Annotated in this window: 26 protein-coding genes; 10 read left to right on the top strand and 16 right to left on the bottom strand. The window is 74.5% G+C overall.

The window, feature by feature from the left end:
• Nucleotides 1-34 precede the first annotated feature (34 nt).
• From GCE86_RS06770 to GCE86_RS06765, 3 genes are read right to left on the bottom strand one after another with little or no spacing between them, the layout of a single operon-like run.
• Nucleotides 35-385 carry a DUF3140 domain-containing protein gene (locus tag GCE86_RS06770; RefSeq protein ID WP_154226134.1) on the bottom strand — a complete coding sequence of 117 codons (351 nt, stop codon included), beginning with the start codon at nucleotides 383-385 and terminating at the stop codon, nucleotides 35-37.
• Nucleotides 385-558, bottom strand: a complete 174-nt coding sequence (locus GCE86_RS31565) for a hypothetical protein (RefSeq protein ID WP_167537030.1) — start codon at nucleotides 556-558, stop codon at nucleotides 385-387. Before GCE86_RS31565 ends, GCE86_RS06770 begins: the two co-directional genes overlap by 1 nt.
• 38 nt (nucleotides 559-596) lie before the next feature.
• Nucleotides 597-3,143 (bottom strand): ATP-dependent Clp protease ATP-binding subunit, encoded by a 2,547-nt coding sequence (locus GCE86_RS06765; RefSeq protein ID WP_204342782.1) that lies wholly within the window; start codon nucleotides 3,141-3,143, stop codon nucleotides 597-599.
• A gap of 118 nt (nucleotides 3,144-3,261) precedes the next feature.
• On the opposite strand from GCE86_RS06765, the gene GCE86_RS06760 reads away from it, so the two are divergent.
• The 5 genes from GCE86_RS06760 (at nucleotide 3,262) to GCE86_RS06740 (ending at nucleotide 8,325) form a co-directional block, all read left to right on the top strand.
• A complete protein-coding gene (locus tag GCE86_RS06760) occupies nucleotides 3,262-3,639 on the top strand; it encodes a hypothetical protein (RefSeq protein WP_154226133.1) in 378 nt (125 codons plus the stop codon).
• A gap of 201 nt (nucleotides 3,640-3,840) precedes the next feature.
• Nucleotides 3,841-4,101: a hypothetical protein gene (locus GCE86_RS06755; RefSeq protein ID WP_030504016.1), complete on the top strand. Its 261-nt coding sequence runs from the start codon at nucleotides 3,841-3,843 to the stop codon at nucleotides 4,099-4,101.
• A gap of 9 nt (nucleotides 4,102-4,110) precedes the next feature.
• Complete coding sequence (locus tag GCE86_RS06750) at nucleotides 4,111-4,992, top strand: hypothetical protein (protein ID WP_154226132.1); 882 nt, start codon at nucleotides 4,111-4,113, stop codon at nucleotides 4,990-4,992.
• Complete coding sequence (locus GCE86_RS06745; RefSeq protein ID WP_154226131.1) at nucleotides 4,985-7,657, top strand: FtsK/SpoIIIE domain-containing protein; 2,673 nt, start codon at nucleotides 4,985-4,987, stop codon at nucleotides 7,655-7,657. The genes GCE86_RS06750 and GCE86_RS06745 overlap by 8 nt, the downstream gene beginning before the upstream one ends.
• Complete coding sequence (locus GCE86_RS06740) at nucleotides 7,654-8,325, top strand: hypothetical protein (protein WP_154226130.1); 672 nt, start codon at nucleotides 7,654-7,656, stop codon at nucleotides 8,323-8,325. Before GCE86_RS06745 ends, GCE86_RS06740 begins: the two co-directional genes overlap by 4 nt.
• A 15-nt stretch (nucleotides 8,326-8,340) precedes the next feature.
• On the opposite strand, the gene GCE86_RS06735 is transcribed toward GCE86_RS06740, so the two are convergent.
• Together GCE86_RS06735 and GCE86_RS06730 are read right to left on the bottom strand one after the other, a co-directional pair.
• A complete protein-coding gene (locus tag GCE86_RS06735) occupies nucleotides 8,341-9,612 on the bottom strand; it encodes a cupin domain-containing protein (RefSeq protein ID WP_208818078.1) in 1,272 nt (423 codons plus the stop codon).
• 9 nt (nucleotides 9,613-9,621) lie between these two features.
• A complete protein-coding gene (locus GCE86_RS06730; RefSeq protein ID WP_091266016.1) occupies nucleotides 9,622-9,909 on the bottom strand; it encodes a hypothetical protein in 288 nt (95 codons plus the stop codon).
• Nucleotides 9,910-10,108: 199 nt separating this feature from the next.
• On the opposite strand from GCE86_RS06730, the gene GCE86_RS06725 reads away from it, so the two are divergent.
• Both GCE86_RS06725 and GCE86_RS06720 read left to right on the top strand, forming a co-directional pair.
• Nucleotides 10,109-10,852, top strand: coding sequence for a PIG-L deacetylase family protein (locus GCE86_RS06725; protein WP_154226128.1), 744 nt, complete (start codon nucleotides 10,109-10,111; stop codon nucleotides 10,850-10,852).
• Nucleotides 10,853-10,861: 9 nt separating this feature from the next.
• Nucleotides 10,862-11,698: a DUF72 domain-containing protein gene (locus GCE86_RS06720; RefSeq protein WP_154226127.1), complete on the top strand. Its 837-nt coding sequence runs from the start codon at nucleotides 10,862-10,864 to the stop codon at nucleotides 11,696-11,698.
• Here the strand turns inward: GCE86_RS06720 and GCE86_RS06715 are convergent.
• Complete coding sequence (locus GCE86_RS06715) at nucleotides 11,655-12,083, bottom strand: DUF2267 domain-containing protein (protein ID WP_154226126.1); 429 nt, start codon at nucleotides 12,081-12,083, stop codon at nucleotides 11,655-11,657. The genes GCE86_RS06720 and GCE86_RS06715 overlap by 44 nt on opposite strands.
• A gap of 635 nt (nucleotides 12,084-12,718) precedes the next feature.
• On the opposite strand from GCE86_RS06715, the gene GCE86_RS32310 reads away from it, so the two are divergent.
• The 3 genes from GCE86_RS32310 to GCE86_RS06695 all read left to right on the top strand — a co-directional run bounded on the left by GCE86_RS32310 (nucleotide 12,719) and on the right by GCE86_RS06695 (nucleotide 14,267).
• On the top strand, nucleotides 12,719-13,282 hold the full coding sequence (locus tag GCE86_RS32310; RefSeq protein WP_154226124.1) for a hypothetical protein: 564 nt from the start codon (nucleotides 12,719-12,721) through the stop codon (nucleotides 13,280-13,282).
• A gap of 351 nt (nucleotides 13,283-13,633) precedes the next feature.
• Nucleotides 13,634-13,963, top strand: a complete 330-nt coding sequence (locus GCE86_RS06700) for a hypothetical protein (protein WP_154226123.1) — start codon at nucleotides 13,634-13,636, stop codon at nucleotides 13,961-13,963.
• Nucleotides 13,956-14,267 carry a hypothetical protein gene (locus tag GCE86_RS06695; protein WP_154226122.1) on the top strand — a complete coding sequence of 104 codons (312 nt, stop codon included), beginning with the start codon at nucleotides 13,956-13,958 and terminating at the stop codon, nucleotides 14,265-14,267. The genes GCE86_RS06700 and GCE86_RS06695 overlap by 8 nt, the downstream gene beginning before the upstream one ends.
• A gap of 256 nt (nucleotides 14,268-14,523) precedes the next feature.
• Here GCE86_RS06695 and GCE86_RS06690 read toward each other — a convergent pair whose 3' ends face one another.
• From GCE86_RS06690 to GCE86_RS06645, 10 genes are all read right to left on the bottom strand, one after another.
• Complete coding sequence (locus GCE86_RS06690) at nucleotides 14,524-14,781, bottom strand: hypothetical protein (protein ID WP_154226121.1); 258 nt, start codon at nucleotides 14,779-14,781, stop codon at nucleotides 14,524-14,526.
• Complete coding sequence (locus GCE86_RS06685) at nucleotides 14,778-15,122, bottom strand: hypothetical protein (RefSeq protein ID WP_154226120.1); 345 nt, start codon at nucleotides 15,120-15,122, stop codon at nucleotides 14,778-14,780. Before GCE86_RS06685 ends, GCE86_RS06690 begins: the two co-directional genes overlap by 4 nt.
• A gap of 5 nt (nucleotides 15,123-15,127) precedes the next feature.
• Entirely contained in the window at nucleotides 15,128-16,627 is a 1,500-nt protein-coding gene (locus tag GCE86_RS06680; RefSeq protein WP_163636874.1) for a phage major capsid protein, read from the bottom strand.
• A gap of 229 nt (nucleotides 16,628-16,856) precedes the next feature.
• The gene (locus tag GCE86_RS06675; protein WP_154226118.1) at nucleotides 16,857-17,096 is read right to left on the bottom strand and encodes a hypothetical protein; all 240 of its coding nucleotides are present in this window, start codon (nucleotides 17,094-17,096) and stop codon (nucleotides 16,857-16,859) included.
• Complete coding sequence (locus tag GCE86_RS06670; RefSeq protein ID WP_154226117.1) at nucleotides 17,089-17,559, bottom strand: hypothetical protein; 471 nt, start codon at nucleotides 17,557-17,559, stop codon at nucleotides 17,089-17,091. The genes GCE86_RS06675 and GCE86_RS06670 overlap by 8 nt, the downstream gene beginning before the upstream one ends.
• A 411-nt stretch (nucleotides 17,560-17,970) precedes the next feature.
• Entirely contained in the window at nucleotides 17,971-19,317 is a 1,347-nt protein-coding gene (locus GCE86_RS06665; protein ID WP_163636876.1) for an AAA family ATPase, read from the bottom strand.
• 184 nt (nucleotides 19,318-19,501) lie between these two features.
• Entirely contained in the window at nucleotides 19,502-19,744 is a 243-nt protein-coding gene (locus tag GCE86_RS06660; RefSeq protein ID WP_154226115.1) for a hypothetical protein, read from the bottom strand.
• Nucleotides 19,741-20,196: a hypothetical protein gene (locus tag GCE86_RS06655; RefSeq protein WP_154226114.1), complete on the bottom strand. Its 456-nt coding sequence runs from the start codon at nucleotides 20,194-20,196 to the stop codon at nucleotides 19,741-19,743. The genes GCE86_RS06660 and GCE86_RS06655 overlap by 4 nt, the downstream gene beginning before the upstream one ends.
• Nucleotides 20,193-20,468 carry a hypothetical protein gene (locus tag GCE86_RS06650; RefSeq protein ID WP_154226113.1) on the bottom strand — a complete coding sequence of 92 codons (276 nt, stop codon included), beginning with the start codon at nucleotides 20,466-20,468 and terminating at the stop codon, nucleotides 20,193-20,195. The genes GCE86_RS06655 and GCE86_RS06650 overlap by 4 nt, the downstream gene beginning before the upstream one ends.
• Complete coding sequence (locus GCE86_RS06645) at nucleotides 20,465-20,779, bottom strand: hypothetical protein (protein WP_204342784.1); 315 nt, start codon at nucleotides 20,777-20,779, stop codon at nucleotides 20,465-20,467. The genes GCE86_RS06650 and GCE86_RS06645 overlap by 4 nt, the downstream gene beginning before the upstream one ends.
• Between the last annotated feature and the right edge of the window lie 58 nt (nucleotides 20,780-20,837).

The raw sequence follows: 20,837 nt of genomic DNA, 5'->3' as shown, positions 1-20,837 counted from the left end.
GGACCACGTCCCGGGTGCCGCCATGGCGATCCCGTCAGCGTTCGATGAGGACGTCGTGGCCCAGGTCGAGCAGGGAGTGCCGCCACTCGTCGTCGGCGTTGCCCCGGCTCGGCTTGGCGGCGCTGAGCTCCCGGATCCGGTCGATGGCGTCCCGCATCACCTCGATGTCCTCCGGGGTGAGGTCCACCTTGCGCTTCGTGAGCACCTGGAGGATCCGCCGCCCGGGCTCGGGCAGGTCGAGGTCCGGGTTCGGGCCGAACGCCTCCTCCCCCGAGCCGCGGGTGAGCAGCCACTGTCGCAGCTGCTCGGAGGGGACGTTCACCTCGGCGTGGAAGTCGTCCCAGATCACCTCGACCTCCGGATCGAGTCGCGCCTCGCGTACCATCACGCCTCCTCTCCCGACGGCGACCCGGACGGCGTCGGATCGCCCTCGCCCTTGTCGGTGTGCTGCTTCAAGCCCTCCGGCGGCACCTTGACCCGGGCCGGGTTGGCCGTCGGGGGCGCGACGATGGGTTCGGTGCGCTCGGGGTCCTCCCGGTTCTCCTCCGGTTCGGTCATGTCCGCCCTCCGATCCGTCGGGGCTGGGGCGTCTTCCCTCATCGCGGATGGGACGTCGCCGCGGTGGTGTAGCCGCGGTCGCCGGCGGTCACGTCGAAGGCAAGCTGACCCTCCCGCGCGTCGACGGTGATCCGCTGCCCGGGCGAGATCTGGTTCTCCAGCAGCATCCGGGACAGCCGGTTGTCGACCTCGCGCTGGATGACCCGGCGCAGCGGCCGGGCGCCGAACTCGGGCTGGTAGCCGTGTTCGGCCAGCCAGTCCACGCCGGCGGTGGTGAAGTCGACCTGGATGTCCTGGGCGTGCAGCCGGCGGCGGGTCTCCTCCAGCAGCAGCCCGGTGATCTGGCGCAGCTGCTCGGCCTCCAGCCGCTGGAAGATGATCACCTCGTCGATGCGGTTGATGAACTCGGGCCGGAAGTTCTCCTGCAGGCGGCGCATGAGGCGCTCGCGCAGTTCGCTGGTCTCCTGCTCGCCGGGCTCACCGGCGCCGAAGCCGACGGTGCGCTGGGTACCGGTGATCAGCTCCGAACCGAGGTTGCTCGTCATGATCAGTACGGTGTTCTTGAAGTTCACCGTACGGCCCTGGCTGTCGGTGAGCCGGCCGTCGTCGAGCACCTGGAGCAGGATGTTGAACACGTCCGGGTGGGCCTTCTCGATCTCGTCGAGCAGCACCACTGCGTACGGGCGGCGGCGGACCGCCTCGGTGAGCTGTCCGGCCTCCTCGTAGCCGACGTACCCGGGGGGCGCGCCGACCAGGCGGCTGACCGTGTGCCGCTCCTGGAACTCGCTCATGTCCACCCGGACCATCCGGTCGGCCTCGCCGAACAGCGCCTCGGCGAGCGCCCGGGCCAGCTCGGTCTTGCCGACGCCGGTGGGGCCGAGGAAGAGGAAGCTGCCCATGGGCCGGTCGGGGTCGGCCAGCCCGGTACGCGAGCGGCGGACCGCCTCGGCCACCGCGCTGACCGCCTCGTCCTGGCCCACGACCTTCTCGTGCAGGTGCCCCTCCAGGCGCAGCAGCCGGTCCCGTTCCTCCTCGGTGAGCTGGTTGACCGGGATGCCGGTGGCCCGGGAGACCACCTCGGCGATCTCCCGCGGCCCGACCTCGGGCACGTGGCTGGGGCCCTCGTCGCCGCGGGCGCGGCGGACCTGGTCCTCCAGTTCGGCGATCCGGTCGCGCAGGGTGGACGCCCGCTCGTACTGCTCGTCGGAGACGGCCTGCTCCTTGTCCCGGCGTACCTCGTCGAGCTGCTGCTCCAGGTCGCGCACGTCGGCGGCGGGCGTGCGGGTGCGCAGCCGCACGCGGGCGCCGGCCTGGTCGATGAGGTCGATGGCCTTGTCCGGCAGGTACCGGTCGGTGACGTACCGGTCGGACAGCTCGGCGGCGGCGACCAGCGCCTCGTCGGTGAACCGGACCTGGTGGTGGGCCTCGTACCGGTCGCGCAGGCCGCGCAGGATGGACACGGTGTCCTCGACACTGGGCTCGGGAACCAGCACCGGCTGGAACCGGCGGGCCAGGGCCGCGTCCTTCTCGATGCTCTTGCGGTACTCGTCCAGCGTGGTCGCGCCGATCACCCGCAGCTCGCCGCGGGCCAGGGCGGGCTTGAGCATGTTGGACGCGTCCATGCCGCCCTCGCTGCCGGCGCCGCCCGCGCCGACCAGGGTGTGGATCTCGTCCAGGAAGATGATCAGCTCCTCGCGGTGCGCACGGATCTCGTCGATCACCTTCTTGAGCCGTTCCTCGAAGTCGCCCCGGTAGCGGGTGCCCGCGACCAGGCCGGCCAGGTCGAGCTGGATGACCCGCTTGCCGATCAGGGTCTGCGGCACGTCGCCGTCGCAGATCCGCTCGGCGAGCCCCTCCACGATGGCGGTCTTGCCCACACCGGCCTCGCCGATGAGCACCGGGTTGTTCTTGGTGCGCCGGGACAGGATCTCCACGGCCTGCTCGATCTCGTCGGCCCGGCCGATCACCGGGTCGATCTGGTCCATCCGGGCCAGATCGGTGAGGTCCTGGCCGTACTGGTCGAGGGTGGGGGTGCCGCGGTCGGGCTTCGGGCCGGTCATGGGACCGCGCTCGGCGTTGGCCGCCTGGAGCGACTCGGGCTGGATCCGCCCGGCGGCGAGCATCCGGCCGGCCGGCGACTCGGGGTTGAGCGGCAGGGCCATGAGGATGTGCTCAGGACCGATGTAGTTGGCGCCCATGGCCCGGGAGAGCTGGTGCGCGTCGAGCAGGGCCCGCTTGGCCGCCGGGGTGAGCGACAGGTTGGGCGGGACCTCACCCCGGGGCGCGCCGTCGCCGCGCCCGCCGAGGGCGTTGACCAGCGCGTCCGGGTCGGCGCCGGCCCGCCGGACCAGGTCCCGCAGCGGCTCGCGCTGCAACGCCGCCCACAACAGGTGGTCGGTGTCCAGGTCGTTGCTGTGCTTCTGCGCCGCGCGGCGGGCCGCGTCGGCCAGCATCTCCCGCGCGTCCGCGGTCATGAGGCGGGTGATGTCGACCCGGTGCGCCGGCCGGCGTCCCCCCTCGCCCCGCCCGAAGTACCGGGCCAGGAACTCGTCCCACGGGTCGTTGCCGAAGTCACCGGGTCCCATCAGTTCTCCTCCGCAGTCGGTCGGCACGGCCGCCGGGGCGCGACATGGCGCGGCACGGTCCGGCGGTGGCTACCCCGCGGTCGGCGCGACAAACGCGGGCGGGTGGCACGCTGGGGGCATGGAGACCACGCCCCTGCTGATCGTCGACGGCGCGAACGTGGTCGGTTCGCGGCCGGACGGCTGGTGGCGGGACCGGGCCGGGGCGGCCGCCCGGCTGCGCGACGCGCTGGTGCCCGTCGCCGCGGCGGGGGTGCCGCCGGAGCTGCCGCCGCCGCTGGAGGTGGTGCTGGTGGTGGAGGGCGCGGCCCGGGACGTCCCGGCGGTGCCCGGGGTCGCCGTGGTCTCCGCGCCCGGTTCCGGCGACGACACCATCGTGGCGCTGGTCGCGGCGGCGCCCGAGCGGCGCCGGGCGGTCGTGACCGCCGACCGGGAGCTGCGGGCCCGCGTGGGCGCGCTCGGCGCCGAGGTGTACGGCCCGCGCCGGCTGCCCCGCTGAGCGGCCCCCGGAAGGGCGGCGGCGTCCCGTCGGCGGGACCCGAGGGACCCCGGGCGGGACCGGCGGGGCCGTCAGGGAGCGCCTTTCCGCACGTCAGCGCCGTAATCGGACAGCCGGGTAGGAACACCGCGAGGGCGGATGTTCGCCCACCCGTCGGGATGGGTTGTAATGGAGATCTCCCCCGCCCCCAGGAGGTCCCCCGTGGCGAGCGTCGCCGAGCTGAAGGCAGCGATCGATGTCGCTCTCCAGCAGATAGGAGACGGGCAGACAGCGGTGCAGGCGGCCGGCGAGAAGCTGGCCGAGGCGCAGCAGACCCTGGCCGGCGCGCTGGAGGGCAGCGGCCACGAGACCGTCGAGGCGGCCCAGGCCTCGCTGACCCAGGCCAGCCAGGAGCTGGAGGAGTGTCTCGCCGCCACGCTGGTGGCGGTCGAGCAGGCGCAGCTCTACGTCGCCACCCTCTGAGGACCGGTCGTGTCCATCGTCGAGGACATCGGCGCGCAGGTCCGCGCCGCCGCCGAGGAACTGCCCCTGGCCCAGCTCGCCGCCGCCCTGGAGAAGTTCGGCCAGGCCACCGAGCGGCTGCGCTGGGTGCGCCAGGAATCGGCCAACCCCATGGGGGTGCCGGAGCTCTCCGCCGCGACCGAGCACGCCGAGACCGCCGGCTACGCGCTGCGGGTGGCGCAGGAGCAGCTGTCGGCGTACCTGGCGGCGATCGGGCTGGCCGCCGACGGCGCGCCCGCACCGAAGGCCACGGACCGCCGGCCGAAGCACGACGCGCCCCGCGGCGAGGTGGCGCCCCCGGCGCCGGGCGCCGGACCCGACCGCGACGAGCAGCCGGCCGTGCGGCGCTGGTGGGCGGTGCGGGTGGCGGAGCTGACCGGCGGCCGGGAAGGCGCGCCCGACGAGCCGGACGAGCGGGTCGAGGACTCCCGCGAACTGCTGCGCCGGGTGGTGACCGGGATCCGCGCGGGCGACCGGGACCGGCTGCACCGGGAGCTGCGCCGCGCCCACGCCGACGTCGGTCTGGGGCTGGCCGCGATCGCCCCGCCGATGCTGCGCGGCCTGGCCGGCGAGCTGCTCGGCCACCCGCCGCGCGCCGACGACCTGGGCCGGCTGCGCCGGGAGCTGGACGGGCGGGTCCGCGACCTGCTGCCCGGCCTGCCGCCACCGGTGCTGGACACCCTGCTCACCCGGGTCTGCCGGATGCCCCCGCCGCGCCGCGGCGCCGACCAGGAGCAACCGCACGCCGCCGACCCGGCCGTCACCGCCGGCGTGGTCACTGGGGTGCTGCTCGACCGGCTCGGACGCGACCTGCCCAGGGACACCGACGACCGGGAGCCGTCCCGTGGCTGACGTCCGCGCGCAACTGGTGACGCGGGTCCGGGGGATGCTCTCCGAGGCCCTGGGCGCCACCCGTACCCGGCTCGCCGCCGCCGACGCCGACCTGGCCGCCGGCCGCGACCGGCTGGCCCGGGTGCGGCGCGCCGCCGCGGCCGTACCCGAACGGGTGGGCGCGCAGCGGGACCGCCGCCTCGCCGAGATCGACACCCGGCACGCCGCCCGGATCGCCGAGCTGGCCCGCCGGGCCGCCGCGGCGGCCGGGCGGGAGGCGCCGGGCGCGGCGTCCGCGCCGTGGGACCGCTGGCAGGCCACCCCCGCCGGGCGGTCCGAGCCACCCGGCGCGGTCCGGATCGGCACGGTACGCATCACCGGCGCCGAGCCGGTCCCGGCCCTGGTCCCGCTGCTCGACGCCGGGCACGTGCACCTCGCCGGCAGCGACCGGGAGGGCGTCGCCGCGGTCGTGCCCGCGCTGCTGCTGCGCTCGGTCGGCCGGGCCGACCCCGGCGCGGTCCGGCTCTTCGGGTACGACCCCGAGCACCTGGGCGGCGGGCTGGCCGGGTTCGCCCCCCTCGGCACCGCCGGGCTGCTCACCTTCGTCGGCCCGGGCGGCCTGGGCCGGCTGCTCGACGACCTGGTGGAGCAGATCCGCCGGATCAACGAGACGGTGCTGGCCGGCGAGTACGCGTCGCTGCGCGAGCTGGCCGCCGCGACCGGCCGGCGGCCCGAGCCCTGGCGGGTCGCGGTGCTGCTCGGCGGCGACGAGCTGTCCCGGCACGAGCGCGGCCAGCTGGACCGGGTCGTGCGTACCGGGGCGGCCTGCGGCGTGCACCTGGTGGTCCGCGGCATCGACCTGCCCGACGGGCCGACCGTCATCCGGGTGGTGGTCGACCCGGACGACGCCCGGATCGGCGGGCTGCCCGTGGCGCTCGACGCCCCACCGCCGGCCGGGCTGGTCACCGAGACCTGCCGCGAGGTGGCCTCCCGGGTCAACGCCGGCCCGCCGCCGGCGCCCTTCACCGACCTGCTCCCCCCGACCGGGGAGTACTGGCGGGAGGACTCGGCGCACGGGCTCACGGCGCCCATCGGCGAGGGCCCGCACGGCCGGCCGGTGCTGCTCACCCTCGGCGATTACCCGCCGCACGCGCTGATCGGCGGCCCGTCCGGCACCGGCAAGACCAACCTGATCTTCGCGTGGATCGGCGCGCTGGCCGCCCGCTACTCCCCCACCGAGCTGGAGTTCTACCTGCTCGACTTCAAGGAGGGGGTGTCCTTCGCCCGGTTCGCGCAGGGCCGGCGGGACCCGAGCTGGCTGCCGCACATGCGGCTGGTCGGGATCAACGTCAACACCGACCGGGAGTTCGGGCTGGCGCTGCTGCGGTTCCTCGCCGAGGAGCTGCGCCGACGCGCCGACGCGGCGAAGAAGCACGAGGTCACCAAGCTGGCCGAGCTGCGCGCCGTGGACCCCACCGGGCACTGGCCGCGGATCGTGGCCGTGGTCGACGAGTTCCAGGCGCTGCTCGCCGGCCGCGACGTGGTCGCCCGCGAGGCCGCCGACCTGCTGGAGGACCTGGCCCGGCGGGGCCGGTCGCAGGGCATCCACCTGGTGCTCGCCTCGCAGGACGTGCGCGGCATCGAGGCGCTGTGGGGGCGGCCCGCCCTGGTCGCCCAGTTCACCCTGCGCATCGCCCTGCCCAAGGCGTTGCGGATCCTGGCCGAACGCAACGACGCGGCGCAGTCGCTGCCCCGGCACCACGCCGTGGTCAACGCCGAGTCCGGGCTGGCCGAGGGGAACGAGGTGGCCCGCATCCCCCTCGCCGGCGACTGGGAGACGTGGAGCCAGCTCCAGCACCGGCTGTGGCGGATGCGCCCGCAGGACGCCGCTCCCGCGCGGCTCTTCGACGGCGACGCCGTCCCGAGGCTGGCCGAGGCGCCCGACTTCCGGGCGCTGACCGCCCCCGAGCAGGGGGTCCCGCGCACCCCGGTGGCCCTGCTCGGCGAGCTCATCGACGTGCAGGCGCGCTCGGCGGCGCTGCGGTTGCCCCGGGCCCCCGGGCGGAACCTGGCCGTGCTCGGTACCCGGGTCGACGAGGCGTGCGCGGTGCTCGACGCCGCCGCCCGCTCCCTCGCCCGGCAGTACCGGCCCGGCACCGCCCGGTTCTCCATCGCCTGCCTCGACCCCGACGCCGACCCGGCCGCCCGTGCCCTCTACGAGGATCTGGCCGACGACGCCGCCTGGTACGACGAGGAGACGGTGCCCGAGCTGATGGCCGAGGTGGGTGACACCCTCGGCGCTCCGGGTACCCCGCAGACCCCGCACTTCCTGCTGCTGTACGCCGTCGACGCGGCGGCCGGGCAGCTCGCCGGGAAGGCCGGCCGGCGGACCGGGCTGGAGCAGCTGCGCCGGATCCTGCACGACGGGCCCGAACGGCGTACCCACGTGCTGGCCTGGTGGCGCGGCGTGGCCCGGATGCGCGTCGACCTGGGCGGGCCGGCGGCACGCACCGACCAGATCGGCGCCTGGGTCGCGCTCGACGTGCAGGGCGCCGAGCTGGGCTCCTCGCTCTACCCGGGCACCGGCGGGCCGGACTGGTACCCCCGCCCGTGGCGCGGCCTCTACTTCGACCGGGCGGTGCACCGCACGGGACAGGTGATCATCCCCTATGGTCCCTCCCGATGAACGAACCGGTCGCCAGTGAGACGTACGCCGCCCAGGTCCGCCGGCTCGCCGAGCTGACCGCCCGGGTGGCTGCCCAGCGTGCCGAGGCGCACGGCTGGTACGCGCAGCAGGTCGCCGCCGCCGACCGTGCCGTGGCCGAGGCCGCCGAGCAGGTGCGGCGGGCCGAGGCGGAGGTGGCCGAGGCGCAGCGGATGGTCGAACGCGTCGACGGCGAGGCCGCGCACCTGTGGGGCCAGCTCCGGGCCCGGATCGGCGCCGGCGGGCGGCGGCTGGGTGACCCGCCCGGCCCGGCCCGCGACGCCACGGGCGACCCGCTGCCGCTGCTGCGCGGGGTGCGCGAGCTGCTGGACCGCACCCGCCAGCCGGGCGAGCTGCCGGGCTCGGCGAACCCGCTCCTGGTCGGCTTCGGCATCGGCGGCGCGCTGGTGGCGTACGCCCTGGGCGCGGGGGCACGCGCGCTGGGCGCCGGCTCGGGCGGGGACCTGGCGGTCGGCATGCCGGTACTGGCCCTCGTGGTGACGCTGCTCGGCCCGCTGGTCGGCCTGGCGCCGGCCCGGCTGCTGGCGGACCGCCGCCACGCCGTGCTGACCCCCCGCCCGATCCTCCTGGTCGCCGCGACCGGCCTGGCCACGACCGCACTCCTGCTGACCCTGACCGCAACCCGCTGACGGGACGCGGGAGGGTCAGGCCGGGGTCAGGACGGCTTCCTTCAGGAGGCGGCGGGTCAGGACCAGGCGGTCGGCGTCGTCGTCCAGGCCGGGCAGGTCGCCGACCCGGGTCACCTCGCCGGCCAGCAGCGCGCGCAGCGCCGGCTCGCAGGTGCCGGGCAGGGTGATGGTGCGGTCGAACAGGCGCAGCGCCACCGTGCCGTCGCCGGTCGGGGTGAGCTGCCAGCGCAGCCCGGCGCGGGGCGCGACGCGGCTGTCCGCGTCCAGGGTGGCCAGGGCGGCGGCCTGGGCGAGGGGCCGGATCGGCGCCGGGCGGGCGGCCGGCCAGGCCCGGGCGCGCAGCCGCGCGGCCACCGCCGCGGGGTCGGCCCGCAGGAGCCAGTCGCGCAGCGCCTCGACCGTCTCGGTCAGCTCCGGCTCGATGGCGTCCGGGTCGGCCACGTCGACGCCGAACGGCAGCCCGGCGCGCAGCCGGGCGTCCTCGGCGGCGAGCCCCAGCAGCTCCTCGACCAGGGCGTACCGGGTCAGCGCGCGGATGCCGACGGTCAGGTGCAGCGAGCTGCGCTCCTGCGCCTGCGCGCTGTGCAGCCAGCCGCGCGGCAGGTACAGCGCGTCGCCGGGTTCGAGCACCACGTCCAGCGCGGGCCGGCCCTCGGCCACGGCGGAGACCTCGTCGGCCCGGCCGCCCCAGGGCTGCTTCTCCAGCGGGTCGGGCAGCACCGGCGGGTGGATCCGCCAGTGCTTGCGGCCGTCCACCTGGAGCACGAACACGTCGTGGGTGTCGTAGTGGGTGGCGAAGCCCTGGTTGCCGGCCGGGGTCAGGTAGGCGTTCACCTGCAGCGGCTGGGCCAGCGCGGTGCCCAGGTCGCGGGCGAAGTCGACAAGCGCCGGCCAGATGCGGTGCAGGCCCTGGAGGACCAGGGTGGCGCCGTCGGCGTACAGGGACAGGACCTTCTCGTCGAGGACCTGGTCGCCGATCTCGGCGCCCGCCCCGCCGCCGCCGGTGAAACGCGCCGCGGGCACGAGCTGGCCGTCCTGGGCGACCCGCAGGAACGGGGTACGCAGGCCGCGCCGGCTCAGCAGCTCGTCGGCGTCGGCGGGGCTGAGCAGGTCGGTGAAGCCCGCCGGGTTGGGCAGCTCGGCCGCCCGGGACAGCAGCGGGCTGCGCCCCCAGTGGTCGGCGGCGAACTTGGCGGGCTCGACCGCCACACAGCGCGCCAGGGCGTCGGCCGCGGAAGACGGAACCGCCGGGCGGCCGTGGCCGCCCGGCGGGTCGAGGTGCGTCACGGCCATCCGTCAGGCGCTGCCGTCGGCGCCGCCGTCGCGCTGACCGGGGGTCGCACCGCCGTCGGCCGGGCCCTCGGCGCTGCCGTCCGCCCCGCCGTCGTGCTGGCCCGGGGTCGCGCCACCGTCGGCCGGGCCCTCCGCGCCGGCGTCGGCACCCTGGTCCCGGCCGCGCTCGGCGCCGCGGTCCGCGCCGCCGTCGGCGCCGCCGTCCTGCTGGCCCGGGGTCGCGCCACCGTCGGCCGGGCCCTCGGCACCGCCGCCACCGGTGGTCTGCATGTCGTCGTCGTTGAGTGCCATGGGTCTCCCTCGGTGTGCCGCCCCGTCGTCGGGGTCCGTGTGCAGCGGGTGGTACCCCACGCCCGATTTTCTCTAACCACACCGTAGACGCCCGGGACGTGCCGTACGGACGGTTCGCCGGGCCCCGCGCCGCTCGCCGGGCGGCGGGTCGCGTCCGGTGCCAGGATGGCGGGAAGGGCGCGGGCGGAAGGGGGTGGCCGTGGGGCAGCCGGAGCCGTTGACGCCGCTGGCCGAGGACTGGCAGCGGGCGCTCGCCGTGGTGGCCCACCCGGACGACCTGGAGTTCGGCGCGGCCGCCGCGGTGTCCCGCTGGACCGGGCAGGGCAAGCAGGTCGTCTACTGCCTGCTCACCAGCGGCGAGGCGGGCATCGACGCGATGCCGCCGGAGCGCAGCCGGGTGCTGCGGGAGGAGGAGCAGCGGGCCTCCGCCGCCGTGGTCGGGGTGGACACCGTGGAGTTCCTCGGCCTCCCCGACGGGCTGCTGGAGTACGGCGTGGCGCTGCGCCGCGAGATCGCCGCGGTGGTGCGCCGGCACCGCCCGGACATCGTGCTCACGAACAACTTCCGGGACACCTGGGACGGGGCGTACGCGCTCAACCAGGCCGACCACATCGCCTGCGGCCGGGCCACGCTGGACGCGGTCCGCGACGCCGGCAACCGGTGGATCTTCCCTGAGCAGCTCACCGACGGGGTGCAGCCGTGGTCCCGGGTCCGCGAGGTGTGGGCGGCCGCCTCCCCGCAGGCCCGGCACGGGGTGGACGTGACGGCCAGCTTCGACCGCGGGGTGGCGTCGCTGCGGGCGCACGGGGCGTACCTGAGCGGGCTCGGCGACGGCGGCTTCGATGCCGAGGAGTTCCTCGAGGGGCTGGCCCGCCCGGCCGGCGCCCGGCTGGGCGTCCGGTACGGGGCCGCCTTCGAGGTGTTCCGGATCGACCTCGCGTAGGCGGCCGGGATGATCCTGGTCGGCACGTCGGGCTGGCAGTACCGGGACTGGCGGGAGCGCTTCTATCCGGCGAAGCTGCCGCAGCGGCTCTGGCTGGAGCACTTCGCCGAGCGGTTCGCCACGGTCGAGGTCAACAACGCCTTCTACCGGCTGCCCGAGCGGGACACCTTCGTGGCCTGGCGCGACCGCACGCCGGACGACTTCTGCGTGGCGGTGAAGATGAGCCGCTACCTGACCCACATCAAGCGGCTGCGGGAGCCGGCCGAGCCGGTGGCCCGCTTCCTGGACCGGGCCACCGGGCTGGGCGACCGGCTCGGCCCGGTGCTGATCCAACTCCCACCCACCATGCGGGCCGACCCGGACGCCTTGGCGGCGACACTGCGCCTGTTTCCCGTCGAGGTGCGGGTGGCCGTTGAGCCCCGGCACCCGTCCTGGTGGACCGACGACACCCGGCGCGTCCTGGAACGCCACCGGGCGGCGCTGGTCTGGGCGGACCGGCTGAGCCGGCCGATCACCCCGCTGTGGCGCACCACCGACTTCGGCTACCTGCGGCTGCACGAGGGCCGGGCCCGGCCGTGGCCCCGCTACGGCCGCGCCGCGCTGGCCACCTGGGTGCGCCGGCTCGCCTCCGCCTTCCCGGCGGGCGAACCGGCGTACGTCTACTTCAACAACGACCCCGGCGGCGCGGCGATCGTCGACGCGGTGGCCTTCGCGGCGCTGGCCCGGCGGGCGGGGCTGCCGGTCACCCGCACGCCGCCGGCCCGCCCCGCCGGGCTGGCGGAACGGGCCGGGGACGGTGGGGTCACGGGATCATCCGACCCAGGTCCTTCGGCATCGCCGACTTGACGTCCTCCCATTCGCCCTGGGTCACGTGCTTGCGCAGGGTGTCCAGCACCACCTGCACCACCCGCTCGGTACCGCCCTCCACGTCGTACGGGAAGCCCTGGCGGACCTCGTAGAGGAAGTCCTCGCGGTTCAGCTTGATCGGCACGTTCTCCGGCTGCCACCCGTCGAAGTAGACGCCCCGCAGCAGCACCGGCAACTGCTGGGCGAACTCGACGCTCTGCCCCACCGGCATCCGGTCCCGCAGCAGGTGCAGCACCGTGCGCATCGCCGCGTAGGACTGGTTGCGCTGCTCCTTCGGCCAGCCGTACGCCGACTCGATCTCCTTGAGCATCACGTTGGTCTTGTCCAGCGAGGACTCGAACGCGGAAATCATCTGCTCAGCCATCTGCCCACCCCCGTGCGTCGGTTTCCCAGCGTCGGTCGTCGGTGCGTCGCGGTGGCCCGCTGGGCCCCCGCCAGAGCCGGGTCGGGCTGAACCGACCGGGCCGGCCGCCCCGCCGGGGTGTGCCGGAGTTCCCGATCACGTGCAGCACCCCACCGCGGCGGCGATCCGCTACGACCCGCACCGTCATGACCCCACCTCCTCCTCGGCCGCGCGGTCGCGCCGGTGGACGGACCGCGCACACCGTCCAGGCTGCCGGTGCTCCGGATGAGGCGGCCTCACCCGGAGCGGGTGAACTCGTCAGCCGGCGTCGAGCAGGCCCGCCAGGGTGGTCGCGTTGCGCTGGGCGTAGTCGCGGTAGCAGTTGTGTATGCCCCGGCTACCGCTGTAGCTACCAGGCATTTCAGCGCTGGGGCGTCTACCGAGGCCGCGCCATTTATCGGCACTAGCCCTGCGGGGCACTACGCAGCGTAGCGGCACGTCGCGCGGCGCGGGCTATGCCGCAGTAATTCAGATGGCGCGAGTCCGGGCGTCACTCGCTTCCTGGTCGCAATCGGACACGCCGAAGCTCGCCTTGCCCCGCTCCGGGGCACCTAGCAGGGCAGCAGCACAGCCCGCCCGACCAGGGAGTGATCACAATGGCCACCACCACCCGCACCCGCACCGCCGCCGCCGACACCGCCCCCAAGGGGCTGCCCCGTGATCTGGACGAGTCCGATGTGATCGCCGACGGGCAGCGGATGGCCGACGAGCTGGCCGCCCGCGAGGCGAAGGCCGCGCCTGCGCCGCGCCGCCGCAGCACCAAGGCCGCCGCCCAGGATGCCGCCGCGCAGCCCGCCCAGCAGCCCGCAGCCGCCCCGAAGGCCGCGAAGGGCAAGGGCAAGGCCGCCCCGGCGCAGCCGCAGCCGCAGCAGCCCGCACAGCCCGCCGACGCCAAGCCCGCGCCGACGCCCCGGCTGAACCAGGACGAGATGGTGCTGGCCTACCTGGCGGCGCACCCGAACGAGGAGTTCAGCCCGTACGCGATCAGCCGGGCGATCACCCCCGAGGGACGTAAGCCGCTGGGTGTGCGCGACTGCTGCGCCCGCCTGGCCGCCGCCGACAAGATCGCGCAGACCAGCGACAAGCCGCGCCGCTACCGGCTGGCCGCTGCCCCGAAGCCCGCCGCGCGGCGCACCCGCAAGGCCGCTGCCGCCAACTGATCACCCAGCGCAGGGGGTGCCCGCCCAGGGGCACCCCCGCTGATCATGAAGGGGGCTGATCGAGATGGCCCAACGCCTGATCTTGAACGATCGCCTGCGGGGGGCGGTGGCGCGGCTGCTGGCCGACCGGCCGTGCCCCGCCTGCGGTGATCTGCTCGAAGATCACGAGTGGTTCGACGTGCAGGGTGCTGGCACCCCGGATGCGCACGTCGTGCGATGCGACCGGGGGGCACCCGCCGCCCCGGCACCACGACGCCCACAGGCGGCGTCGTAGCCCCAACAAGGCGGGCGTCCGGCTGCCCTGCGAAGACCAGCCGAACGCCCTTGATCGCCTACGAAGGAGGCGACCCAATGGATCACGATATGCCACCGCAGGTCGGGCCGACACCCCGTGCCTTCCCGGTGCCCCGCCCCGCCCCCGATGATCTGCCCCGGCTGACGGATGGGCTGGTGCGCGCTGTGGCCGCGTGCCTGAACTACTACGGGTGGCCGCAGGCGCAGGGCCGCGACCTGCCAGCGCTGCGGGATGCCCTGGCCTGGTTCATGTTCGACAGCGCCGATCCGATCGGCTACCCGCCGCCGCGCCGCCCGCGCCACCCGATCAACCAGCGCCGGATCGGGGGCAGCCTGTACCGCAGCGCCACCGCCAACGAGCAGGGGCGGAGGCCGGGTGATGTTTGAGCGCGACTGGGGCGACGCCACCCCGCCGCCCCGGCGGCCAGGGCTGATCGCGATGTCCGGCGACGAGGTGGAGCTGATCATCGATGCGCTGCTGACGGCCCGCGACGAGTACCTGCGGGCGGCTGATCTGCTGACGGCCAACGGGCGCACCGCCGACGATTTGGTGCACCAGCGCACCGCCGATCGGGCGGCTGATATGTGCCGCAGCCTGGTGCAGCGGCTGGGCTACGACGAGGAGGAGTGGACGACCGACGGCCCGCCCGACACGATCCCTGATGATCTGCTGGGCGGTGATGGATCATGAACCGCGCCTGCCTGCGTCGGCGGTTGGCTGATCTGGCTGCCCTGCTGGGCCGGGCCGTGATCGCCACCCTGGCCGTCCTGGGGCTGGCCGAGGTGCTGCGCATGATCGGATTCTGACCCCCCGTACAACGAGCTGCGGCCCGCCCCCCATGCAGATAGGGGCGGGCCGCAGCCCTGCGCGCAGCCCCAGGAGGGAAGGCAACCCCCCCGCCGCCCCGAGGAAGTAGCGACGGGGGGGGGTGCCTGGCTGCGCCCGTCTACTTGGTGGTTTCGGGTGCGGTGCGCGGGCCGCCGCCGCTGCCGCTGTCGCCCCACCAGTTGCCGCCCTGCGCCACCGGGGGTTCACCCTCCAGCGGCCACACCACCCCGTCGACTACGACGCCGCCGGGGTCGCGGCGGGGCCGCCACCGCCCTGCCCCTGCCACCCGCTCGGTGCGCCCCAGGCCGCTGCCCTGGGCGAGCCCGGTCTTGGCGTTGGTGCGGATCTTGTCGACCAGCCGCCACGGGTTGATCACGACGGCTTCCTGCCGCCCATGTACACCCGCAGCAGCCCATCGTCGCCGCGCACCCACTGGCCGCCGACGCCGGCGACGGCGGCCTCCACCGCCCAATCGGGCAGGGCCTCACCCGGCACGAACACCACCTCGTCGCCGGTGTCGGGGTGCACCGCGTAGACGTGGGCGGGGGCGACCACGACGCCACCACGCCGCCGCCGCGTGGTGGCGTCGTGCAGGTCCTGGGCCATCTTCCGCAGCTCGTCGCCGCGCTTGTCCTCGATGACCTCGGCTGGCCCATCCGCCCAGTCGCGGGAAGGGCCGCCGACGGCCTTCTGCCCGGCCTTGTCGTTCGTAGCCATGATGATCACGCCCCGATCAGGTAACGGTAGACGGCGAAGGCACGCGGGCGGGCCAGCGCCACATCACCGCGCCAGTGCGCGACGATGCCGACCTGGCCGAACTCGGCGTAGCGCTCCGTCAGGACTTGGATGGTGACGTCGAGGCGCTGCCCGATCAGGAGCTGCGTCCAGTCACCCACGAACACATCCGTGGCGGTGCCGGTGGCGGTGCCCTGCGTGAACGACGGGATCTGGTTGGTGACGTACCGCTCCAGGCCAGCCACATCCGGTGCCATCGTCAGCGGCTGCCCGGTGGTGTCGTACGTCTTCGCCAGCTTCTGCGCCATCTTCGCGTTCCACAGGATCGCGTTGGGCTCCTCGTTGTTCTGGCGCACGGTGAAGATCGTGTCCAGCACTTCGTTCCACGGGGTCGTCGCCGTCAGCGCGGTGCCGTTCGCGCCCGATCCCAGCACCGACGAGGACGCGACGGCCAGCAGGGTGGCCAGCACACCGCGCGGGTTCGGCGGCGTCGGGAAGGTGGTGTTGAAGCCGGTAGCGCCGACCTCACCGCCGGTCGTCACACCGCCGAACAGGGCCTGCTTGTCCAGCTCCGTCGCCATGGCCCGCGCGATCGCGTTGGACACCACCTCGTCGGCGTTGGGGGCGTCCTGGACGAACTCCATGTTCATCACCACCAGCGCCGACATGGTCTTGGCGTCGAGGGTGACGTTGTCGAACGCCGGGTCGGTGGCGGTGATCAGCGAGCCCTCCGTGCGGAACGCCGCTACCGGGTCGGTCGTCAGCCGCCCGATCTGGACGGTCTTGGCGTCCATGGGCACGATCGTCGCGCCAGCCTGAAGGACGCGGGCGGCGTTGCGCGCCCGGTCGATGATGTCGCCCGCCCACACGGTAGGCACCAGCGCCGAGCCGGAGGTGGTGGACAGGGCGCGGACGTACTGGCCGAGGCTGCCGTGGGTGCCGACGATGTGCTGATCGGACGCCGCCCGCAGCCGGGCGTGATCCGCGACCACCGCGTGGTCGGCGAATCGCTGGCCGCGCTCCACCGCAGCGGGCCGCCCGTCGTTGCGGCGCACCCACCGCGCGCCGTCCTGCGCCTCACCCTGGGCGTCGACGGGCGCGCCGCCGCTGCGCCCGGTGGGCACCCGCTGCTCCTGCGCCCGCGTCACCCGCCCCTCGTCGGCCTGCGCCTCGCGTGCGTGCGCCAGCCGGGCGTCTACCCGCTCGATCTGCCCGCGCAGGCTGTCGCGCTGGGTGAACAACACCGTCAGCTCGCGGTCCTCATCGGGGGCCAGGTTGGCCCGCCCCGCCCGCTGCGACGCCTCCAGCAGCGCCTTGGCGGCCTCCATCACCCCGTCGCGCTTCCGTACAAGATCACTGCGCTCGAGTTCCAGCGCAGCCACAAGATCGTCAATGGTTGGCATCGGTAACACACCCCTGTGTCGTCGTGATCTAGGGATGTGCTGGCGGCTACCCGGAGCCCCCGACCGGCCGGAGTGCACCCACACCTGTGGTGCCCGCGCCTGCCGCAGCCCGCCCCGCGCATCTGTCGGGTGCCTGCGGCGTCGGTGCTCAACGAGGGCCGCTTCGGTCATCTGCCTGTGGCGGTGCCCCTAGCACTGGTGCCCTGGGGTGTCGGGGGGCGGTGATCAGCCGCCGCCCCGACCAGGTACAAGCCCCGTCCCTTGGGCTGCCCGATCACCCCCGGTAGTCCCGGAGGAACCGAACGAGATCAAGCTATCCCCGTCGGGCCGCATCGGCGAGGAAGCGCTGCAACTGATCCGCCCAGGCATCCGCCCCGAACTCCTTGATCCCCAGCGCGTTGAACCAGCCCAACGCAGCGGCCAGCAGCAGCGGCAGCGACGTATCCGCCATGATCACCTGGGCGCCTTCCATGTCGCCGCGTAGAAAGGCCAGCAGCAGCGACACCACCGTCGCCTCATCCGGCACCTGGCCGCCCGCGCCCTGATCAGACACCGAACGCCACCCCCGCACCACACGCGAATCCGCACTGCGGGCACTCCGTCACCACAGGCGTCGCCAGCAACGCCGCCAGGGCGTCCACATCCGGCGGTGTGTGCGCGTGCGCCTGCGCCAGCACATCCCGCAGCCGCGCCGCCGCCCCAGCCGCCCCGCTGCCCCCCTGCTCCGCCTGCCGGGCAAGGGTGAGTGCCAGCTCGCGCTGAACGCCCACCAGCGGGCCGCTGGTGCCCGCGAACGACGCCAACACCGACGCCTCCAAGGCCGACACCGGCGGCTCGGCGTCGCCAGCCAACGCCGGGGGCGGATCATCGACGCCCTCGGCCACCAGACGGGCCGCCAGGGTGCCCGGCGGCACCCGCAGACGCCGCGCCTCCTCGTCCAGCCGCTGCCGCACCTCATCGGGCAGCCGCACAGTGATCGTTGAACTCGGCATGATCATCCTTTCATCGACAGGCATGGGGCGTGCGCACACACATAGACGGCGGCAGATAAAGCGCCCAGGCGATCCGTGGCCTGATCTGGCCGCTGGACTTAAAAAACGTGATCATCGGCGGCGCTGCCGCTTGGCGCGGCGGCGCTGGCGGCGCAGCCAGGGGCATCGGTCGTCGTGGTGGACGGTGATCGCGTGGATGTTCGGCCCGTGTCGGTGTGCGTTGATCGTTTGCACTGCGTCGCAGTGATCGCACCCTCCTTGGAGGGTGAGGCCGTCTAGTGCTGCGATGTTCATGATCATTTCCATTTCGATGGTCGTGGATATTTCCTAGATCACCTGTGGGCTGGCCTAACCCCTGCACCCCAGGTGTGGGGGCGGGGCGGTGGGTAGTGCGCCACCGCGCCGGGGTTATAAACCCCCCGGCGCACTGGCGCACTACACCCCCGCCAGCCCGCCTGGCAGTGCGCCGGGTGCGCGGTGGCGCGCTTCGGCGTGCTCGGCGCACTCGCTGGCCAGGTAGTGGTTTTGCCTGGTGGTCCCGGCTTTGTGCTGGCAGATCATCTGACGGCGCACTGCCAGGTTCCGGACCCTGCGCCATTCATTGCGGCCGATCCCGACCGAAGCGGCGCGCTCGTCGATTTCGGACGCTGACAGCCCTGGGTGACGGCGCACTACTTCGGCCAGTGTCGGCAGCCATGCCTCGGCGTCCTGATCGGCCTTCGTCGCCCGCGACTGCGCCCTGGTGCCGCCCACCAGCGCCAGCCGCCGCCCGTCGTGGTCGTACGCCAGCGCCGCCTCGGGCTGCGCCACGTCGCGCCCCTGCGCCGCCAGGTAGCGGGGGGCGGTGGGGTCGTCCTGATCGGCGTCGCGCCCCTTGATCAGCCGCCACTCGGCGTCGGGCCAGTCACGCAGCCGCGACGCCCCGCGCGCCCGATCGGCTGCGTGCCCCATGTGGTGAATCACGACGGCCTCGGTGATCCCGGCCTCGTCCAGCAGGGCGTCCAGCGCGCCCAGCCACCGCCCCACGTCCAGCCCGCTGTTCTCGTCCGCCCCGGCTGCGGCCAGCAGCGGCCCCAGGCAGTCGATGATCAGCACGCGGGTGCCTGCGGCGCGCAGCACCGCCGCCCACTCGGCCCGCCGTTCGGCGTCCAGCAGGTCGAAGGCGGCGACGCCGCCCCGGTGGCCCTTCAGCCACACGACGTTGATCAGCTTCGGGTGTCTGATCCGCTGGTCGCGCAGCCACCGCCGCCCGGTTGCTGGGTACAACTCAGCGTCGATGATCGTCACGCAGCCGTCGCGCACAGGCTCGATGACCTGGAAGTGATCTAGGAAGGGATCGGCGTCGACCAGTGATCGCACTAGGTTGTCGCGCACCGTCGTCTTCCCGGCCTTCGCCTGCGCCACCAGCACCACCCGCCCGTGTCGCGGCCACAGCCCGTCGATCCGGTACAGCACGGGGTCGTCGGGTTCGGCCAGGGCGTCGGCCAGGCTGCGCAGCGCAGGCATAGGCGGGCGTCCCTCGGCCCGGATGATCGCCTGCGCCGCCTGCCGCGCCTTGATCCGCTGCACCTCGTACCGGGTGTCGGCGGCCAGGCTGCGCGCCGCCTGTTCGGCCTCCAGGTCGGGCGGGGGCGGTGCCACGGTGTCGGGTGCGTACCCCAGCACACGGGTGCCGTTCACCACCACCGTCGGCGGCTCGATCACGACGACGCCGGCGTTCTGATCAACCCCCCAGTCCAGCTCGTCGGCGTACCGCCGGTCTTCATCGTCCACGTAGCCCACCAGGGAACCCCCCATCCTGCGCGCGCACCGTCGGGTTCCCTGGTCCCGCAGGCGACCCCGGTACGCTGGGAGGTGCCTGCGGTAGTGCCTGCGGTTTGTGCCTCGTGGTGTGTGGCTGCTGCTGGTGACGTTGGTGATCTGCTGGATGCCCGCCCGGAGTGGTGACCGGGCGGGCGTTCACGTCTCACCCCGCCCCCGATCGGTCGTGGCGGGCCAGCGCCTGCCGCACCACGTCCCAGAACCGCGGTTCGTGGCCATACAGCGCCTCTAGCGCCCGCCAGGTGCCGAGGATGGCGTGCACCATCAGCCGGTCCACCGCCGCGCGATCTCGGGGGTCCACCACCGCCGGTCGCTGACGCCGTTCGGCCCGCTGTTCGGCCCGCCGCTGAAACCTCTCGGCGCGCGACTCCTGGCCGTCGTCGCTCATACCGGCAGCTCCTGCTGTTCGGCGTCCAGCGCCGCCAGCGCCGCCGCCAGGCTGCGCCGCTCGGATCGCACGCCGCCGTCGCAGCCGGGCGGCACCCAGCACCGCGAGTCGCCCAGGATGTCCACCCGCCGCCAGCCTGCGGCCAGCAGCCGCTCCCGATCGGCCCGCCGGTAGTTGCCGTGCGCCCCGCCGTCGGGCAGCACAGCGGGCGCAGCGCGCCGCACCCGTGGCCGATCGCTGTCGGCCAGCCGCACCGGCTCCGCGTCGTCGAGCCGCTCGGGTGCCAGCCGCAGCAGCGACGACAGGCGCTTGGCCGACCACCGCAGGTCGTCCCACGACGCCTGGTTGGCGGGTGTGTACGCCAGGGCGTCCTCGACGGCCCGCACAGCGTCGGCCACCCGGTAGGCGGCCTTCCGCACCTCGTCCACGCCTGGCGGCTGTACGTCGGTCACACGATCACCCGCTTCCGGCTGATGGCCGCAGGGGGCGCGCCACCCGACGGGCCAGGCGGAGGCGGCTCGATGTCGCCGGGGTCGTACTGCGCCACCAGCGCCGACAGCCGCCCGGATGCGTCGCGCAGGTCCTGCCACGCCTGCACATCCGACGGCAGGTGTTTGCGGCCCGCCTGCGCGGCCACCACGTCAGCGGCGACCCTGACGGCGCGGCCGACCCGGTACGCGGCATCGCGCAGGGTGTCGGCGGTGGCGGCCTCCTGGGTGTTCACGCAGCGTCGTCCTTCGGCGGCGTCGCCCTGCGCCCCTGGGGGTGCTGCTGCCGCCCAGCGGCTGCCGCCTTCCGCGCCTGCGCCGCCTTCAGGGACAGCCGCGCCATGTGGGCGCGGCGCAGGCAATCGGCCCGCCGCGCCCGCTCGACGGGGTCCATCGTGCCGTCGGGGTCGATTTCGCGCTCGAAACGATCGAGGGCTGCCTGACGACCGGGGGCGGTACGCGCCGCCCGATCGGGGGTGTTCGCCCAGGACATGTGGCCGCCTATGCGGCCCGCCATCCTGCGCACGTCGGGATCTTTCGCTGCCATGATCCACTCCCTGTCGGATTTCGCCAACAGGCGGGGATCACGGTTCCGTACGTCGGGG

Origin of the sequence: Micromonospora terminaliae, from assembly GCF_009671205.1 — a bacterium.
Taxonomy (GTDB): Bacteria; Actinomycetota; Actinomycetes; order Mycobacteriales; family Micromonosporaceae; genus Micromonospora; species Micromonospora terminaliae.
Note: the sequence above shows the minus strand (reverse complement) of the source record. Positions and strands in the feature narration are given on the sequence as shown.

Bases quoted from the DNA above. Each gene is read 5' to 3' on its own strand.
- GCE86_RS06695 (WP_154226122.1), top strand. From the start codon at position 13,956: ATGTTTGAGCGCGACTGGGGCGACGCCACCCCGCCGCCCCGGCGGCCA.
- GCE86_RS31565 (WP_167537030.1), bottom strand. From the start codon at position 558: ATGACCGAACCGGAGGAGAACCGGGAGGACCCCGAGCGCACCGAACCC.
- GCE86_RS06660 (WP_154226115.1), bottom strand. From the start codon at position 19,744: ATGAGCGACGACGGCCAGGAGTCGCGCGCCGAGAGGTTTCAGCGGCGG.
- GCE86_RS32310 (WP_154226124.1), top strand. From the start codon at position 12,719: ATGGCCACCACCACCCGCACCCGCACCGCCGCCGCCGACACCGCCCCC.
- GCE86_RS06740 (WP_154226130.1), top strand. From the start codon at position 7,654: ATGAACGAACCGGTCGCCAGTGAGACGTACGCCGCCCAGGTCCGCCGG.
- GCE86_RS06730 (WP_091266016.1), bottom strand. From the start codon at position 9,909: ATGGCACTCAACGACGACGACATGCAGACCACCGGTGGCGGCGGTGCC.
- GCE86_RS06765 (WP_204342782.1), bottom strand. From the start codon at position 3,143: ATGGGACCCGGTGACTTCGGCAACGACCCGTGGGACGAGTTCCTGGCC.
- GCE86_RS06760 (WP_154226133.1), top strand. From the start codon at position 3,262: ATGGAGACCACGCCCCTGCTGATCGTCGACGGCGCGAACGTGGTCGGT.
- GCE86_RS06720 (WP_154226127.1), top strand. From the start codon at position 10,862: ATGATCCTGGTCGGCACGTCGGGCTGGCAGTACCGGGACTGGCGGGAG.
- GCE86_RS06700 (WP_154226123.1), top strand. From the start codon at position 13,634: ATGGATCACGATATGCCACCGCAGGTCGGGCCGACACCCCGTGCCTTC.
- GCE86_RS06770 (WP_154226134.1), bottom strand. From the start codon at position 385: ATGGTACGCGAGGCGCGACTCGATCCGGAGGTCGAGGTGATCTGGGAC.
- GCE86_RS06670 (WP_154226117.1), bottom strand. From the start codon at position 17,559: ATGCCTGTCGATGAAAGGATGATCATGCCGAGTTCAACGATCACTGTG.
- GCE86_RS06645 (WP_204342784.1), bottom strand. From the start codon at position 20,779: ATGGCAGCGAAAGATCCCGACGTGCGCAGGATGGCGGGCCGCATAGGC.
- GCE86_RS06685 (WP_154226120.1), bottom strand. From the start codon at position 15,122: ATGGCTACGAACGACAAGGCCGGGCAGAAGGCCGTCGGCGGCCCTTCC.
- GCE86_RS06715 (WP_154226126.1), bottom strand. From the start codon at position 12,083: ATGGCTGAGCAGATGATTTCCGCGTTCGAGTCCTCGCTGGACAAGACC.